Raw genomic sequence first — 17,538 nt, forward strand, 5'->3', positions numbered from 1 at the left:
TTCCAGCAGAGCCGCTAATATTCGCGCGGTTTTTGCCCCGTAAGCGAATCGTTCTCTGCAAACGCCTGAACAATTTTCTTGACCAGTGAAGAACGGACTACATCCGAACCTGAAAGATGAATCATGCTGATTTCCGGGATGTCTGAAAGAATCCGCATTGCATGAACCAAACCGGAAGTAAAGCGCTTCGGAAGGTCAATTTGACTTGTGTCTCCTGTAATAAAAACTTTCGCATTCTCTCCCATGCGTGTAAGGAACATTTTCATCTGTTCCGTCGTTGTATTCTGAGCCTCATCAAGGATTACGGCACAGTTATTTAGAGTGCGCCCCCTCATATAGGCAAGTGGCGCAACTTCTATTATACCATTTTCTGTGAGCTTATGCACTATTTCGCGCGGCAGGCAGGCATTCATTGAATCATAAAGGGGCCGCAGATAAGGATTGATTTTATCTTCCAGGTCACCCGGCAAAAAGCCCAGGCTTTCACCAGCCTCTACAATCGGGCGGGTAAGGACAATTGAAGAAACCTTTTTGGAAAGAACAAGATTGAGGGCTTCTGCAACAGCCAGAAAAGTCTTTCCGCTGCCAGCCGGACCTTCTGCAAAGACAAGATCATTTTTGCGGAAGGCTTTTACCAGCTCAGCCTGATTTTTTGTCTTGGGATAAATTTTACGGGTGCTGCCGGGAATTGAAATGGCGTAGCGGCCCGCATCAAAATCAGTATCCGCAACTCCGTGAACAAAGCCCGTATTTAAAATCGAATGAATCAAATCGGAAGACGAATCACCTGTGTCTGAAATTTCATCAACGATGCGGTCAATGATGAATTTGAATTCCTGCTGAATGTGAGGATCTTCTTCGTCGATGGAAATTTCGTTCCCTCTTGTAAAAACAGGCACGCCAATATGCTTTTCGATGAGTTTTAAATTGCTGTCATTGGTGCCGCAAACACGCGAAAGCAAGTCGCCGTCGGCAAGCACGATTGTATATTCAGAATTCACTTCTTTAATTCTAACCTTAAAATCTGATTCGTGCAAGGTTCACCTTTTCTATTGCTAGCTTTTTGCCTTTAGAATCATCTGAGCCCATTCAGCAATATCCCCGGCAAGTTTTTTCTCTTCCTCACTTGGATTTCCCTTCAAGAGGATTCTTGAGTAGGCCTTGTAATCCGAAGCGATTCCGTTGGTATTTTCTGCGTCCTTGTCGTATTTGAGGGCAGTCAGAATGGCGTCCACGGCCTCGGCTTTTCTGCCGGCCATAGAACAGGCACGGGCAATGCAGTACCAGTCAAGGGCAGTCTCAATCAGATAGCGCTCGGAATTGTGAATCTTTTCGGCAGAGACAAAGCATTTTCGAGCTTCATCGTAATTTTTTGAAGCCATGCAGATTTCGCCCCGCGTGCGCCAGAAATATCCATGGTAATAAGGCTCTTTTGAGATATAGGGCTTTGCTGAATCCAGTTTTGCAAGCAAAGCAGGAGCATTTTTTAAAAGCCCCTCCTCTCCCGAAGCTGATTTTTCGTCCTCAAGCAGCATTTTGACTTCATAGATCGTGCAGAGGCTGTAAAGAAGCTTTTTCTCCTTTTCATTGGAAAAGCGGACAGTATTTTTTGCCAGCTCAAGAATTTCTTCCTTGCTGATTACGAGAAAGCTTTTGGCAGAAGCAGAATCACTGACTTCAGCCGCAAAAAGCTCGTCCTGAAACTCCGGGCAGTCAATCTTCAATATGAGGCCCGAAAGAAGGATTTTGCACAAAAGCTCAGTGTTGTCGATTGAAAGGGCGAGTTTGTAGGCGCTGGAAATCAAATTAAAGGCACGGATATAGTTTTCTTCGGCAATGCGGCTGTTGGCTTCCTCAAGCTGGGCGCAGGCAAGATTTGAAACATCGGTCACAATCATGGCCCTTTTTGGAGCAGAAGAACATGACAAAAAGACGAATGCAATCAAAAAGAAGAGAATAGCTGTTTTTTTGAAATAAATTTTCCTGCAAGTCATCAGAAATCATCGCTCCTGAGCTGGCTGGTCGAAGATTTTCCCTTTGACCTGTCCGGGACACCGCCACGGATAAGTGGATTGTTCTTTACGCCTGTAAGGACATCCTGAGCCTCAACCAGAGTTGAATTCAGTTTGATAAGGATTTGGTCGACTTCCGGCAAGGCTGTATCAATAATCGTGTCGGCACTTCCGGCGATTGAAGAAAGTTCCTCGGAAACAACCGAAATATTTTTCAAGACGTCGGAAACATCTGAACTGAGCTCTCCGCCCAAAAGCGAAGGAACCGCCCCGTCCTCGGAATTTATCGAGTTCGTAAAAAGTGAAAGATTCTTCGTGATTTCATCCACATTTTTTACAATCTGCTTGATAGGAGTTGAAGCCTCATCATTATCAGAAAGAGCGGAATTTATATTTGCCAGCAGGGAATTCACATTGTCCATAATCGAAGAAATTTTCTTCATGAGGACGCCGATTGAGTCTTCCTGGCCCTCAAGCCTTATCTGGCGGGAAGCGATTATTTCCTTTGCAATGACCGAATCAATACGGTAGATTTCAGAGCCGGGAGCAAGAAGTTCCGAGCCTACACCGGGATAAAAGACAAATGAAGAGCCAAGGCCAATCGGGCTTGTTATAAGCTCAACGAAAGAATATTCCTTTGCATAGTCCGCGTATTCACCAAGGATATAGAATTCAACGCGGGCCATGGAACCTTCGAGCTTAACGTTTTTGATTTTACCAATTGCAAAGCCCTTGTAGGTGACGTCCATTCCGACAGTCAGACCTGAACCTGAGTTAAAGTAAGAATAGTAATGATTTTTTTTGACAAACCAGTTCTGGCTCGCACCGATTGCAAAAATCAAGGCAAACAAGGCTGCCAGGGCAAACAAAGAGAAGACACCGACAATTTGATCAGCGTAACGAATTTTAAATTTCATACTTTTTTTTACTTTTATTCTATTTTATTCACTTAGCAAACCTTCTTCAATAACCAGAGAGCTTCCCCCCATGGCATTGACGAAATTTGAGCTGTGACTTACATAAATTACAGTGTTTCCCTTTGCGATAAAATCCTGAATCAAATCAACGATTATCGCACCGCTCTTTCTGTCCAGGGACTCAGTGCACTCGTCCAGAAAAAGCACGGAAGGCTTATTTATGAGGGCGCGGGCAAAAGCGATTTTTTTCTGCTCACCCATTGAAAGGTCAACCGGCCTCAAATTCATGGCCCTCTCATATTTTACAAGGGCACAGACATCATGAATCCTCTTCATGCGCTTTTCCAAGGACATGGAAGGATTTGCAGTCTGCAGGGGCAGGTTAAGGTTCTGCATAATGTCCTGGTTTGACCAGAGGGCCGAATCCTGAAAAACAAAGCCGCACTCCCTTCTGAAAACCCGGTTTCTTGCATTGCTCATCATCTGTATGTCGTTTTTTTTGTAAAGGACCCTGCCCCCGCTGGGAACAAGAATGCCTGAAATAAGCTTGAGCAGGGTGGACTTTCCGCAGCCAGACTTTCCGGCAAGGCAGGTCACGGTTTTGGGCTCGATTTTCAAGCTGATTCCCTTGATAATTTCCTTGCCCCGGGAAGAGAATTTTACATCTTCTAGCGTAAACAAAGCCATTCCAACCTTCCTATAAAGACGACAAAACGATTATGACGACATCAGCGATGATGATTCCAAAAAAAGACTTGGTTACAGCCTGAATTCCCGCAATAGGAATTTCCGTGGAAGCCCGCTCGACATTAAATCCATAGTAAGTAGCCGTAATTGAAATCAGCATTCCAAAAACAAGGCTCTTTATCAGCGAAGTGACTATCATGAAGACTGGAATTGCCTTCAGGAGATTTGAAAGATAGCCGTAACTTGCGGCAGGATTGACGAACCAGGCTATAAGGGCCGGGCTCAAAAGTCCGCAGAGGGAAAAATAAAGATTAAGGAAGAAAACTGACAGAGTGACACCAATAAAGCGGGGAACAACCAGATAATCGATTGGATCTATTCCGCAGGCGACGAGACTTTCAATCTGATGGGAAGTGACCATTCCGCCAAGTTCAGTCGCAATAGCCGTGGCAGAACGGGCCGTTACAACGAAAGCGACCAAAAGAGGCCCCAGCTCCCTTACAATAAAAATCGCGAGAAGGCCGTAAATCAAATTGCCCTGACCGATTGAAACCAAAAAAGAATGACCGATTATGTAGACGGCAGAGCCCAGGGAAACTGAAAGAATCGCAATAATGGGAAGGGCTTCGATAAAAGTAAAAAGCAGCTGCATGATAAGGACCTTGTGGGCACTTTTATCACGATGGAAGAAAATTATCGAAGACTCAAAAATACGCCCGATATAGCCAAGAAGGTACGGGAGGGCCGAGAAATATGATAATACAGTGGAACCAACTTTTTTAAATAACACAGTAACCGAGCCTGCTACAATTAGAATAGCACAAGTCAGTCCTAAAAACTAGAATTTCATAGAATTTATAGAAAAAATTTGCAATCTGATTTTTTTAGGTTTATGATGTTTAAATAAGCTAAAAATAAACACACTAGGAGCAAAAAATCTATGACTAATTCAACAGAACCACGTGTACTGGCAATTATTTTGGGTGGTGGTAAGGGAACTCGTCTTTACCCGCTCACAAAAGAAAGATCTAAACCAGCAGTTCCATTCGGTGGCAAATACCGAATCGTCGATATTCCAATTTCAAACTGTATCAACTCAGGCTATCGCAAAATCTATCTTTTGACACAGTTCAACTCTGCTTCATTGCATCATCATATTACAAACTCATACAGCTTCGACCGCTTCTCAAAGGGCTTTGTTGAAATCCTGGCAGCAGAGCAGACTCTGGAGCACTCAGGCTGGTTTGAAGGCACTGCAGACGCCGTCCGCAAGAACTTCATCCACTTCAAGACCCAGAATCCGACCCACTATATCATCCTTTCCGGCGACCAGCTCTACCGCATGGACCTCAAGGCTTTCATGGACAGCCACATCAAGAGCGGTGCCGACATCACAATCGCAACTACAGCCGTAAACGAGCACGACGCAACAGGCTTCGGCATCATGAAGATTGACAGCAAGCAGGCCATCACAGAATTCATCGAAAAGCCTTCAGTAGACGTCCTCAAAAGCGGCAAATGGGAAATCCCTGCAAACGCACGCGGAGACCTTCCAAAAGACAAAAAATACCTGGCTTCAATGGGTATCTACATCTTCAATGCCAATACAATGGAAGAAACCCTGGACAACGACCTGACCGACTTCGGTAAGGAAATCATTCCGCGCGCAATCAAAAACAAAAAGGTAAATTCTTACGTATTCAACGGCTACTGGGAAGACATCGGTACAATCTCAAGCTTCTACAACGCTACCCTTGACCTCACTGCAGACATTCCTGCATTCAACTTCTACGATGCAGACGCACCAATCTACACCCACATGCGTAACCTTCCGCCACCAAAAATCAACGGAACACCGCATATCGAAAACAGCCTCCTTTCCGAGGGTTGTATCATTAACGGAAAATCAATCAAAAAATCTGTTATAGGTGTACGAACAATCATCAATGACGGCGTTGAGCTTAACGGTGTAATCTCAATGGGTGCCGATTACTACGAAAACGAAGAGCGTAAGGCAGAAAACAAAACTTCAAAACGCCCGAATATCGGAATCGGTAAAAACAGCAAGATTGCCAAAACCATCATCGACAAAAACGCTGCAATCGGCGAAAACTGCCGCATCAATGTAGACGGCAACAAATATCCTGACGGAGAGAACAAGCTTCCAAACGGAGCATACTTCTACAGCTCAGACGGAATCATCGTAATCCGAAAAGGCTCAGTAATTCCAGACGGAACAGTAATCTAATTGCCATCAATGTTTGACAAGCTGGGCGACCTGCTCAGCGAAGCACTTGAAAAGGGGGAGATTCCAAAGGCCGCAAGTTCCGAAGAGTCTTCCCCTTCTTCACAAAAAAGCGAAACAATCCAGCAAACTTTCTCAGATTTTTTCTTCATGCAAAAGGGGGCTAATTCAATCCCGAATGTCCCAAAGGAAGAAGTCAAAAAACGCCCTCTGCCCAAAATCCCGGCTCATGTAAAATCAGCACTGGCTTTCATTCAGATTCCTGAAGAAGCAGATTTCGAGGCCGCAAAAAAAATCTACCGGGAAAAATTAATGTACTATCATCCGGACCGCAGGAACGACAATCCATTTTTACAAAAAGTCGCAAAGGAAAAGACTGCCCGGCTTTTAAAAGAGTGGGAAATTATCGAAAAATGGTATCAGGGGCAATAAATTAAAAGCCCATGTTCATGTCGAGAACCATCTGAACTTCAGTCGTGGAGCGGTTAACCTCACGGGCGATTTCTTCGACAGAGTGACCTGCCGCATACAGATTGCGGACCAAAGATTGAATGCTCTGCTGGGGCTGGATAGGCTCGTCAGCATAGCTCACGTTGCCGCCAATCACAGGAACAGAAGCATAAGAAGAGCCGTCGCTTTCAACCGTGAAAGTTGTTCCCGCAGCGGAAACAATCTGGCTTGAAAGCATTCCAGAATCTTCTGCCTCAGCCTGATCAAACAAATCCCCTTGCTGGACATGAGCGTGACGGTTTCCTTCGTCGGTGAGCTCGTAGCGGTTGCCTGACTGGAGGCCTGCTGAAATATTCATGTTCTGATTTCTCAGATACTGCTGGGCTGCCCTGCCGCTGTTGCCTGAGGCAAATGGCTGGACAGGCTGCTTGCGGGCTTGAAGGGCTGAATCAATTTTCTGCTGATAGGAAATGGAAGCCTTCTGGGCTGCAAGTTCCTTGCGGGAATGCTCAACGTGGCGGTCAGCCTCAGCAACGATGCTCTTGAGCTGCTTGATTCTGTCTTCGATAAGCTCGATATTACGGCCGGCATTGTGATTTATGTCGGCAATCATTCTGTCCATTTCTTCGCGGGTAGAAGCAATTATGTCGTCAGTTGAGAAGATTTTCTTAAATTTGATGAAGAAAGTAATCCAAAGTGCAATATTTAATACACAGAAAAAAGCCGCGATAAAAACAACTATCATTAAATCTACCTTTCTATATTTATATGAATACCAAGATAAGTCTCGCGGATTTCAGACTCTATTTTTTTCTCAGTATCTTCCTGTTTTTGACCTTTTCTTCTGCCGCCCTGACCGTAAGCCGAAGAATTCTGATGACCTTCGTCGTTAATTCCGGTTGATTTCGCCTCATTGTCTGCTGCCTTACGAACCTGCGAAGCCTTTTCGGCGTTCTGCTGAATAATCTTGGACTCCTGAAGCTGCTGTGCGAGAACAGCTCCCTGCTGCTGGTGAGAAACAGTACGAGCAACGTTATTCATGTTCGCATACATTGTCTGCAAATCAAGAGGAGAAACACCCATTAACTATAGCCCTCCGGTCCCTTAATGTCATCCATGTTTGGCTGCTCAAACTTGCCGCGCCTTACGAAGCCACCCTCGTAGTAGAATGTGACGGATTTTGCGTCTGCCCTAACCTCATCCTTTTCGTCACGAACGAAGATTTTGACGCCGGAATAAACCGTGCCGGAAACATAGACTTTTCCGATATTCTTGAGCTCACGCAGGCGGCCCTGAATCTTTTCGATTTCTTCGTTGTACTGGATGTTTTCTTCGATGATTTCGTTTTTCTGTTCCAGGAGACTGACAAGGTTTTCTTCCTTTTCTTTCGGAAGGCTTTTTCGAACCTTTTTCATGTTCTCAAGGGTTGAAATGTTGAGTTCAAGTTCATCGAGAGTCTTGATGTTGCTGTTCTGCATGTCAAGAAGCTCTTCCAGTCGCTTTTTGGCGCGTGGATCGAAGCCGACGGAAATAACTGTTTCGGTACCGCCGCCCTCTGAACCGATATTCTTGGCAAGAACGCACTCGGTTGCGAATACATTTCCACCTGTAATCTGGGCACGCTTGCCGTTGAGGATGATTTTCTTTTGAGCGGAAACTTCGCTGTTCATGATTGAGTCGGTTACGATGATATTTTCTTCGACCTGAACCGTTGTATTCTGAATGAATTTTGCCCAAAGTGAGCCGCCGCAGACGATTTTTCCTTCGTCACGGCCGATGATTCCGGAAGAAACGATGATGTCGCCGTCTGATTCAAGAGAACATTTGCCGACAGTGCCGGAAACTTCGATATTGCCAGAAGCCTTGACGTTGAATCCGTCCTCGACAGCTCCCTTGACGATGACCGTTCCAAGGAAGGTAATGTTTCCGGTTTTAATGTTGACTCCCTCGACTTCCATGATAGGCTCAACACAGATTTTGTCATTAATAAGGAGAACCTGACCGTTTGCATCTGCAAGAATGGTGCGTCCGTCCTTATCAACACGAACGTTTTTGCCCAGAGGAAGCTGGATGTCACGGCCATTTTTAGCTTCAAGATATCGTCCGTAAAGGGTTTTGCCGGCCTTGCCCTGCTCCGCAAGGATTTTCTGAGCAAGCGGCTGGCCTTCAACGACGTTCTGAATGAGGTTGAGCTCCTTAAAGTCAACCTGACCGTTAGCGGCTTGTTTTGCCCGGATTTTAGAGCGGTCAGTTTCAAAGTTGTAGGTGATATAGGCGTCTTTTCCGTCAACTGGAAGGACAGCTTCGGCTACAACTACCGGCTCATTATAATTTGGCTTATCAACAAGGGCCTGAATTTTTTCATCGGAAATGCCTGCAACAACTCCCTGCTGGGTAAGGGCTTTTTTAATCTGCTCGACAGTTACGTCAGCACCACCGATTGAAGGAGGATTTATTGTTGCGGTGGCCTTCATTTCATCACTGGAAATATCAATAACGAAAATTGCATCAGCGGAAGGCTCGTGATTGTATTCACCGATTGTCTTGTATTCGCCGTCAGAACCATTCTTTACGATTGAGCGGACCAAATCAGCATCAAAAGTTTTAGTATCAGGGCGGTTCAAATCTTCGAGAACTACATCAGGATCAACTGGCAGACCGTCGCCGATCGGCATTGTAACCTTGAGCATGATGTCGAGGCCAAAATGATGCAGGAAGTATTCGCCGTTTTTGGAAACAATCTTTTCTTCGAATTCTTCGTCTTCGGCATCGACAGTTTCGCCATTCTTTCCAATGACTGTCTTTTTGATTGTATCGGGATTTTGATAAACTTTTAAAAACCAGGGCTTTTTGGCGATTCCCATAAAACCGTCAAAACCACGCTCAACAACCTCATATTCAAGATTCACGACCCGCGTGTCAAACTGAACGGCCGCATCAGCAAGAGCCTCATCAAGAGTGTCGGCACGCACTTCTATAAAGTGAATGTCCTTGTCTTTGCTGAGAAGTCCGGCCATGTCCTTACGAATTGTTTCAAGTGTTACCATGTTTTAGAAAATTCCTTTTCTGAAGTTGGTGAGTTTTGCCCGCAAGTGCAAGTTAGCGTTTGAATGAAGCTGGGAAATTCGGGATTCAGATACGTCAAGAACCTGACCGATTTCCTTGAAAGTCAAATCTTCATGATAGTACAAAACGATTACCATCTTTTCTTTTTCGGGAAGCTCATTGATTGCCTGAATGATAACCTTTCGGATTTCCTCACGCTCAACCTGAACGTCAGGATTGAGGCTCTGCGGAGATTCGATTGAGTCACCGATTGAAAGATGATCGCTGTCGTCTCCGGAATACCAGACGTCATTGAGGGAAAGAACCGAAGTGCCGCTGATTTTCATGACAGTGTGCTGGTATTCTTCGACAGAGAGGTTCATTTCCTTTGCGATTTCTTCGTCTGTGGCAGGACGTGAAAGCTTTGATTCAAGGCCTGAGATTACGTCTTCGATTTCACGGGATTTCTGGCGTACAGAGCGCGGAACCCAGTCAAGCTGGCGCATTTCGTCAAAAATAGCACCGCGGATTCGGGTTACAGCGTATGTTTTGAATTTTACTTTTTTGTCCAAATCATATTTACTGATTGCGTCAAGAAGACCGAACTGACCGAAACCGACCAGATCGTCGAATTCCATGCTGGCAGGAAGTCCGACAGAAACTTTGCCCGCAACATATTTTACCAAAGGCATGTATTTACGAATAATCTTGTCGCGCAAGGAGTCGGATTTAGTCTTTTTGAATTCTTCCCAGAGTGCGTCTTCTTCTTCATCATTAATAAATTGCGTTTTTGTATTATCCATATTCACACCTTTTAATTATCTTTTGCCAATAAAGTCTGGATAGCCTTGGCCATGACTGTCGTGTCACCGCTGATCGGCTGTTCCTTCATTTTTGACCCGCCCGTTGCAAATTCCGTATCACTAACGATTTCATCAGTGCCCGGTGAATCCAATTCAGAAGCAACATCCGAGGAATCAGTCTGCATATCTGAAATATCAGGAAGTTCATCGAGCTGCTCCGTGGAATTTCCGTCAGAAGAAGCTGCAGCAGCCCTTGCCGAAGGCGCATCAGGCTCGGGATTATGGCTGACCTGACCCAGACTGACAGGCTTGAAGGAATTATCAGCAGCCACAGAAGGGGCCGGATTATCTTGAGCTCTTTCCGCATGAGGGGCCGGATTATCTTGAGCTCTTTCCGCATGAGGGGCCGGACCAGCAGCAAGAGGTTCAGGCTGACCAGGAGAAGCAGAAGAAGGCTCTTCCTCGGAAAAAGTATTTGAAGCGGCAGACAGACTTTCACTATTTTTATTTAAATCTGAATGATTGTTCAGCACGGTAAATTTTGGGGCAAGCTCTTCATCAGGGAGACTGGAATCGCCGACAACGATGTTAACGACTCCGCCGGATTGAGCTTTTGCGGCCACAGGGTCAGACTCTGCGGCAAAACCACCGGTATCTATAGAAAGGAATTTCTGATAGAGGAAAGTAATTCCGACGCAAAGAAGAGCGAAGCCTAAAGCGCAAAGGAAGGCCCGCAATATAACAACAGAGAAATGAACGTCAGAAAACAATCCTATTAAAAAGGATATAAAAAACCCGATACAAGCCGAGATGCATATATTTTTCGGGTTTATCATAATCTCCTCCCTAAATATAAGTTTAAATCAGAAAATTCATTCGGTCAAGTTTAATTTTTGCGCAAGAATTTTTTGAGGAAGCTAGAAACTCCTTCCGAAGAACCAATATCACTCTTTTCAATCCGGCCTACGATGTGCTTGATGCACTGGGCTGGCTTTGAAGTAGGATTTACGATGATGAATGGCTTCTGGCGGATAACCGAAGCCTGAACTACAGGGTCATCATAGACGAAGCCGATGTAGTCAACTTTCTTGTTGAGGAACTGGCCGGCAATGTTGATGATGCGGTCAGAAATTCTCTTGCCCTCGTCCGCTGAGTGAACACGGTTTACAAGCAGTTTTATGTTCATTTCGCGGTCAACGAGCTCAGTCGTAATGATTTTGATGATGCCGTATGCATCAGTGATTGCGGTTGGCTCAGGAGTTGTAACGACATAAACTTCATCAGCCGCAGCAACGAACTGAAGGACGTTATTTGCAATTCCCGCACCTGTATCAATGATGATGATGTCAGAATTTCCCAGCATGGCGAACTGTTTTGCGAAGTAATCAAGCTCATCAACGGTCAGATTGGCGATTTTTGAAAATCCGTTTGCACCAGCGATAAATTTGATTCCGAATTCCGTCTCATTGATGATTTCCTGCATGGTCTTCTGTTTGTTGATTACATGCATGAGGTTGTACTGAGGAACGACATTCATAAGAACGTTTACGTTTGCCATGCCCAAGTCACCGTCAATCAAAGTGACTTTTTTGCCCTGCTGTGCATAAGCGATTGCCATATTGACTGAAAGATTCGACTTTCCGACACCGCCCTTACCGCTTGTGATTGCGATAATCCGGGTCTTTTTATTATTTGACATCATTTTTTTGAGTTCCTGTGCCTGATCTTCCATATTAGTTTTCCTCCGCAAATTTTTCGTCGATATGTTCGCGATTTATTGAAAAGTCATTTAAATTCAGCAAGAATTTTAAAGTTGAAGCCCGCTCAATTCGTCTCGGTACCTGCTGACCGTCCGTAATGTATGAGACAGCCTTTCCCTTTTCTGACAAGACGCTGATTACGTTGCCGATTGCAGAAGTCTCGTCCCATTTTGTGATGATGACAGAAGAGAAATTAAAGGGCTCATAGTTCTGAATAATCGAAATCATGTCACGGGCCTTTGCAGATGCCGTAAAGGTGAGGTAAACATCAGGATGCATGCCCTTGACTTCGAGAATTTTACGCATTTTTCCGATATTTTCAGAATCATTCGGGCTGTAGCCAGGAGTGTCGATAAAGAGCACGTCGATTGAATCCTTGTATGAATCCAAAATCTTTTTTACGTCCTCGGCAGACTCAGCCTTGTCAACGTTTGTGCCAAGTAGGTCTCCGTAACGGCGAAGCTGCTCTTCCGCACCGACTCGGGTGTGGTCAATCGTAATCATGCGGATTTTCGGCTCAATTTCCTCGGCATTTCTTGCCTCAAGAATCATTGTTCCGGCAATTTTTGCGATTGTCGTAGTTTTTCCAACTCCTGTCGGACCTACGAGAATGATTACATGGGGATATTTGTGCATTACCTTTGGAGCAATCTTAATTGACTCGCCAATCCAGTCCACTACCTTGCTCTGAACGAGGTCAAAATCTTCAAGTTCCTCAACTGAAAGCTCAGAACGGAGGCGTGTGGTAATTTTATTGATATAGGAGAAAGTAAATTCGTTTTCCTGGAGAAGGTCTTCGATTTTTTGAATTGAGAGGGGCTTGTCACCTGCGTTTGTAGCAGTGGCAATTTCCTCAAGTTTTTTTGCCAGAGTTTTCTGGTATTCCTCAAGTTTTTTGTCGAGGCTCGCAATCTGAATAGTCTGAGTGACAGTAGCAGAGTTTTTGTTCAGAATTTCATCACGGCTCTTCTGAAATGCTTCCTGAGGAGTGACTGCTTTTTTCTGACCGATGGTAAATCGAACTTCGTAAAGTTCCTTTTGACCAAAGCCAAAAAAACCCGGTTTGAGAACAGGACGCTGACCACGGATATCGTAGTTATGTCCGTAAGTCTTGAAGAGTTTCTGCTTGCAGTCCTCAAAATCTTTTCCAATGATAGTCTGGATTTCATCCTCTGCCCTTCCGTAACCTGAAGCAACTGGATTTGCGACAGGATAAGCAGTAGAAGAACGCGGATTTTTATCAGCAGACAGACCAAAACCTTCGTTATACATTTATTTCTCCAATAATCTCCAAGTTAACATTTTTCCCAGCTGCAACAACTTCGTTTACAGAAAGCACAGGGATTTTCTCCGGCAATTCATTGCTGATTGAATTATGAACCAGCTGTCTTACTTCCGGGGTCGAACAAAGCAAAATCGGGAAGTAATTTCGCTCTCGGGTTGCAGCAATTGATGAACTGACTTCACTAATCCACTTGCGGTTATCCACAGGATCGAAGGCGAGGAAAGGCTGTCCGCCGTCGTTCGGAATCACGCAATGCTGAATTATTTTTTCTGAGACGGACTGCGAAACCTGCAGGACGCTCAGTTTTCGGCTCGGATCGTGAGGGTCTACATATTGCAGACAAATCTGCAGGCCCAAAGCCTCGCGGACTTTTTCGACAAGCAGCCAGTTGTTGTGAGGCATGTTGCCGTAGTTTGCAAGGGTCTCAAGGATGGCGACGATATTGCGGATTGAAACCTGCTCACGAAGCAAGCCCTGAAGAACCCGCTCAATCTCACCGTAAGTGTATTTGTATGTATTGAGGACTTCATCGACGACAACGGAGTTAGTTTCCTTGATTTTGTCGATGATGGCCTTGGTCTCAAGACGGCCGAGGATTTCAGCCGCATGAGAACGGATAATCTCAGTAATGTGGGTTGCGATAATTGTTGGCGGATCAACTACGGCATAGCCGGCTCTCTCCGCATCCTCACGCATGTCTTCGCTTACCCAGACGGCAGGCACGCCGAAAGCAGGGTCAACTGTCTTTTCGCCCTTGATTTCCTCAGTGGCAGCGCCTGTGTTCATGCACATGTAGTAGCCCAGCTTGATTTTGCTGCGTCCGGCTTCGATTCCCTTGATTTTGAAGCAGTATTCATCAGGAGCAAGGGTCATGTTGTCGATGATGCGGATTTTTGGAACCACAAGGCCAAGGTCAAGGCCAGCCTCACGGCGGATTCTCGTTACGCGCTCAAGCAGTTCCGCACCCTTTTCCTTGTCAACGAGTGGAATAAGGGCATAGCCGAGTTCGAGACAGAGGGGATCAAGAGGAACGACAGGACTGACTTCACCGTTCTCGCCGGCAGCCTTTTTATTCTGGGCGTTCTGCTCTTCCTCAAGTTTTTTGGCAAATGAAGCCTTTTGCTTTCGAAGAAGGTTGTAGCCTGTAAATACGAACAGGGCTCCGACAGGAAGCAGAAGATACCAGGGGAAATTGGGGATAAGGCTCATGAGAGCCAGGGTAATTCCTGTGATGATATAGACATAGCCGCTTGTCGTAAACTGTTTTTTGAGCTGGTCGCCAAGAACTTCCTCGCTTGAATTGCCGGTTACAATAAGACCTGTAGCAAATGAAAGCAAAAGAGAAGGAAGCTGTCCCAAAAGACCGTCACCAATAGTGAGTCGTGAATATGTGCTTGCAGCGTCACCGAACTGCATTTTGCCGATTGCGACACCGGCAATGATACCTGCAATCAAGTCGATGGCCGTGATGAAGATACCGGCCTTTACGTTACCGCTGACGAACTTTGAGGCACCGTCCATGCTTGAGTAGAAGTCGATGTCGCGCTGGATGGCGGCCTTTTTGTCGCGGGCCTGCTCGTCCGTGATATAGCCGGAATTGAGCTCAGAATCAACCGCGAAGAATTTCTGGTTCATTGCGTCCAAGCTGAATCGGGCTGCAACCTCAGAAACTCGGGTGGCACCTTTTGTGATTACGATAACCTGAATGATGATGAGGATGATAAAGATAACCATACCGATGACCAGACCTGTGGTCGATGGATTCAGCGGATTATCACCTGTTACAATAGAAGAAAAAGCCTTGAGCATGTTGCCCGGGAAGTTCCGGTAACCTGTAACGCTGGCCTTTGTAAGAATCAAGCGGGTGGAACAAACGTTCAGTGCAAGCCCGTAAAGTGTGGAAAAAAGCAGAACGCGGGGGAATGAGGTAAAATCAGAAGATTTTGGAGTGTAAAGTACAACGAGAAGAACAATTACTGAAATTGAGATGTTTACAATCATGAGGAAGTCCAAAAGGACTCCAGGCACAGGAATCAAAAGCATGAGAATGACAGCAATTGCCGCTGCCGCTACAGCATGATTCTCAATGTTCCCCAAAACATTTTTTAAATTAAACCGGTTCGCCATTCAAATCCCCACCCGAAATAGCTCACTTTTTATTAAATTTTTCAAGATGACTATAAATAGTCGCTATTGCGGCAAAATAGTCACTTGGAATTATATCACCAATTTCCGTTTCTGCATAGAGAGAACGTGCCAAAGGTCTGTTTTCTACGATTGGAACGTCATGCTCTTTAGCAATTGTACGGATTCTAAGCGCCAGATTGTCACTGCCCTTAGCCATGACCTGTGGTGCGTCCGATACAGCCTGATCGTACATGAGCGCGACCGCAAAATGGGTCGGGTTCGTGATTACGACGTCTGATTTAGCGACCTGCTGAGGCATATTCCTCTGCAAAAGCTCGCGCTGGGCCGCCTGAAGATGAGCCTTAACCTCAGGATCACCTTCCATTTCCTTGTATTCCTGCTTAACTTCCTGCTTGGTCATCTTCATGCTTTCAATGAACTGCTTTTTCTGAACCAGATAGTCAGGAATCGCAATCGCAAGAAAAACAACCGCACAAGTCGCAAGAATCTGGGCCGCCGTCCATGCAATTTTGCCGATCGCCGCATTCAGTCTTGAAGCATTGATAAATTCCAGAATCACAGGAAGATTCAAACGGATCAGCAAAAAGGAAACAAATCCGACGACACCAACTTTTATAAAAGACTTCGCGACATTGAATCCGCCCTCAAAAGAAAAAAGAGTCTTTTTAAGGTACTGACCGATTCGCGGAGTAATTTTCGAAAACTGGGGCTCAATCGGCTTGAGCGAAAAAATAAAGCCCCGGTTCTGGATAAGGTTGGCAAGAACTCCTGCCGCCGCACCAAAAAGAGCCAGAGGAAGCACGGTCTTCGCAAGTGAAATCACGAAATGGAAGAAAAACCTCTTCTGAAGCATTTCCGTTTCAGTCACATGCGTAAAATAGAAGACAAGAGTTTCCTCGCACAAAGACCAGAAATAGGGAGCCGCAATAATCAGGACAATCACAGTCACAAGCATTACGATTGCACTGTTCAATTCCTGACTTTTGGCAACACGGCCTTCTTCACGGGCCTTACGGAGTTTGTACTCGGAAGGATCCTCGGTCCGCCCTTCTTCCTCAGCAGAAAACCACTGCAAGTCTATTTCTTCAAAGCTCATGAGCCGCCTCCTACGATAGTAAAAAGCCGTTCAAGAGAAGAAAATCCCCGGACGAAGGAATGAGTGAAGAATTCACAGATTTGCGGAAAAATCAGAGTAATAATAAAGAAGGAAACCAGAATCATAATCGGGAAACCTTCGCTCATAAGGTTCATCTGCGGAGCTGCCTTTGAAAGAATGCCCATGGTAACGGAAATCAAAAGCAGGGTTCCCATAATCGGAAGAGAAATCACGAAGGCATCGGCAAAAAGCTTGGTAAGCCCGCCCAAAAGGAAATGAATCATATTCTCCCGCTGTAAGACAAGGGAAAGGGCGTTGAGGGAATCAAAGCTTGAAAGAAGGGCCTTGGTAAAGAGGTACAAAGCCCAGTCACTCTGCAGGAAAATAAGCATCGCAACAAGGTTAAAGAACTGACCCATGAGGGGGTTTTCAACCTGACTCAGAGCATCGTAAACTTCGGAAGCAGAAAAGCCCATCTGGAATGCGAAAAACTGACCTGCCGAACTGAAGGCTGCAAAAATCAGAGTAACGTAAAATCCAGTGATGATTCCAATTACACCCTCACCAATCAAAAGCATTATGTATTCAATGGAAAAGTTTCCGTCAGAACCGATATAGGGCGTATAGAAAGAAAAATTTACATGAGGGAAAACGAGATAGGCAAGATAGCCGGTAAAGGCAACTTTTGCAATCCTTGAAACGTTACGGATTGAAAAAAGAGGAAGGGTCATGATAAGGGCGAAGCATCGGACCGCAATCAAGAGAAAAACTGGTGCATTAAAAAGAATCCGGTCTAGCATCGCCCTGCCCCGCCTGCAATTTACCTTGCGAGATTTTTAATCTGCGAGAACAGGTTGACGGTGTAATTACCCATCATGCTGAACATCCAGCCGCCTAAAAGAGCCAGAACCACGAGGATTACAAGCATCTTAGGCAGAAAAGTAAGTGTCTGCTCCTGAATCGAAGTAGTCGCCTGAAAAATCGCAACAATAAGGCCGACAATCAAAGCCGCGCCAAGAACCGGAGCGCAGAGGATAAAAACCTGAAAAACAGCGCCACGCATTAAATTAACAATCATTCCTACTGACAT

At 45.4% G+C, this 17,538-nt stretch carries 18 protein-coding genes; 2 read left to right on the plus strand and 16 right to left on the minus strand.

What is annotated here, in order from left to right; translation table 11 throughout:
• Positions 1–14 precede the first annotated feature (14 nt).
• From HNP76_RS05500 to HNP76_RS05520, 5 genes are read right to left on the minus strand one after another with little or no spacing between them, the layout of a single operon-like run.
• A complete protein-coding gene (locus HNP76_RS05500; RefSeq protein WP_184658302.1) occupies positions 15–1,001 on the minus strand; it encodes a PhoH family protein in 987 nt (328 codons plus the stop codon).
• 54 nt (positions 1,002–1,055) lie between these two features.
• Positions 1,056–1,994, minus strand: coding sequence for a hypothetical protein (locus HNP76_RS05505; protein ID WP_184658304.1), 939 nt, complete (start codon positions 1,992–1,994; stop codon positions 1,056–1,058).
• Positions 1,994–2,929, minus strand: a complete 936-nt coding sequence (locus tag HNP76_RS05510; protein WP_184658306.1) for an MlaD family protein — start codon at positions 2,927–2,929, stop codon at positions 1,994–1,996. Before HNP76_RS05510 ends, HNP76_RS05505 begins: the two co-directional genes overlap by 1 nt.
• A gap of 24 nt (positions 2,930–2,953) precedes the next feature.
• A complete protein-coding gene (locus tag HNP76_RS05515) occupies positions 2,954–3,616 on the minus strand; it encodes an ATP-binding cassette domain-containing protein (RefSeq protein ID WP_184658308.1) in 663 nt (220 codons plus the stop codon).
• Positions 3,617–3,626: 10 nt separating this feature from the next.
• Positions 3,627–4,406 carry an ABC transporter permease gene (locus HNP76_RS05520; protein WP_246462603.1) on the minus strand — a complete coding sequence of 260 codons (780 nt, stop codon included), beginning with the start codon at positions 4,404–4,406 and terminating at the stop codon, positions 3,627–3,629.
• Positions 4,407–4,556: 150 nt separating this feature from the next.
• Here HNP76_RS05520 and HNP76_RS05525 point away from each other — a divergent pair, with 150 nt between their 5' ends.
• Both HNP76_RS05525 and HNP76_RS05530 read left to right on the plus strand, forming a co-directional pair.
• Positions 4,557–5,864 (plus strand): glucose-1-phosphate adenylyltransferase, encoded by a 1,308-nt coding sequence (locus HNP76_RS05525; protein ID WP_184658310.1) that lies wholly within the window; start codon positions 4,557–4,559, stop codon positions 5,862–5,864.
• A 9-nt stretch (positions 5,865–5,873) separates the two neighbouring features.
• Complete coding sequence (locus HNP76_RS05530) at positions 5,874–6,293, plus strand: J domain-containing protein (RefSeq protein ID WP_184658312.1); 420 nt, start codon at positions 5,874–5,876, stop codon at positions 6,291–6,293.
• 1 nt (position 6,294) lies between these two features.
• Here the strand turns inward: HNP76_RS05530 and HNP76_RS05535 are convergent, their stop codons facing one another.
• From HNP76_RS05535 to fliQ, 11 genes are all read right to left on the minus strand, one after another.
• Complete coding sequence (locus tag HNP76_RS05535) at positions 6,295–7,056, minus strand: hypothetical protein (RefSeq protein WP_184658314.1); 762 nt, start codon at positions 7,054–7,056, stop codon at positions 6,295–6,297.
• Positions 7,057–7,061: 5 nt separating this feature from the next.
• Positions 7,062–7,394, minus strand: coding sequence for a hypothetical protein (locus HNP76_RS05540; protein WP_184658316.1), 333 nt, complete (start codon positions 7,392–7,394; stop codon positions 7,062–7,064).
• The gene (locus HNP76_RS05545; protein WP_184658318.1) at positions 7,394–9,358 is read right to left on the minus strand and encodes a FapA family protein; all 1,965 of its coding nucleotides are present in this window, start codon (positions 9,356–9,358) and stop codon (positions 7,394–7,396) included. The genes HNP76_RS05540 and HNP76_RS05545 overlap by 1 nt, the downstream gene beginning before the upstream one ends.
• Before the next feature lie 3 nt (positions 9,359–9,361).
• On the minus strand, positions 9,362–10,159 hold the full coding sequence (gene whiG / locus HNP76_RS05550; protein ID WP_184658319.1) for an RNA polymerase sigma factor WhiG: 798 nt from the start codon (positions 10,157–10,159) through the stop codon (positions 9,362–9,364).
• Between the two features lie 11 nt (positions 10,160–10,170).
• A complete protein-coding gene (locus HNP76_RS05555) occupies positions 10,171–10,929 on the minus strand; it encodes a hypothetical protein (protein WP_184658321.1) in 759 nt (252 codons plus the stop codon).
• A 116-nt stretch (positions 10,930–11,045) separates the two neighbouring features.
• The gene (locus tag HNP76_RS05560; protein ID WP_184658323.1) at positions 11,046–11,891 is read right to left on the minus strand and encodes a MinD/ParA family protein; all 846 of its coding nucleotides are present in this window, start codon (positions 11,889–11,891) and stop codon (positions 11,046–11,048) included.
• A 1-nt stretch (position 11,892) separates the two neighbouring features.
• Positions 11,893–13,191 carry an AAA family ATPase gene (locus tag HNP76_RS05565; RefSeq protein ID WP_184658325.1) on the minus strand — a complete coding sequence of 433 codons (1,299 nt, stop codon included), beginning with the start codon at positions 13,189–13,191 and terminating at the stop codon, positions 11,893–11,895.
• Positions 13,184–15,331, minus strand: coding sequence for a flagellar biosynthesis protein FlhA (locus HNP76_RS05570; protein ID WP_184658327.1), 2,148 nt, complete (start codon positions 15,329–15,331; stop codon positions 13,184–13,186). The genes HNP76_RS05565 and HNP76_RS05570 overlap by 8 nt, the downstream gene beginning before the upstream one ends.
• Before the next feature lie 22 nt (positions 15,332–15,353).
• The gene (flhB, locus tag HNP76_RS05575; protein WP_184658329.1) at positions 15,354–16,448 is read right to left on the minus strand and encodes a flagellar biosynthesis protein FlhB; all 1,095 of its coding nucleotides are present in this window, start codon (positions 16,446–16,448) and stop codon (positions 15,354–15,356) included.
• Positions 16,445–17,248 (minus strand): flagellar biosynthetic protein FliR, encoded by an 804-nt coding sequence (fliR, locus tag HNP76_RS05580; protein ID WP_184658331.1) that lies wholly within the window; start codon positions 17,246–17,248, stop codon positions 16,445–16,447. Before fliR ends, flhB begins: the two co-directional genes overlap by 4 nt.
• A 20-nt stretch (positions 17,249–17,268) precedes the next feature.
• Entirely contained in the window at positions 17,269–17,538 is a 270-nt protein-coding gene (gene fliQ / locus HNP76_RS05585) for a flagellar biosynthesis protein FliQ (protein ID WP_184658333.1), read from the minus strand.

The organism is Treponema ruminis (assembly GCF_014201975.1).
Taxonomy (GTDB): Bacteria; Spirochaetota; Spirochaetia; order Treponematales; family Treponemataceae; genus Treponema_D; species Treponema_D ruminis.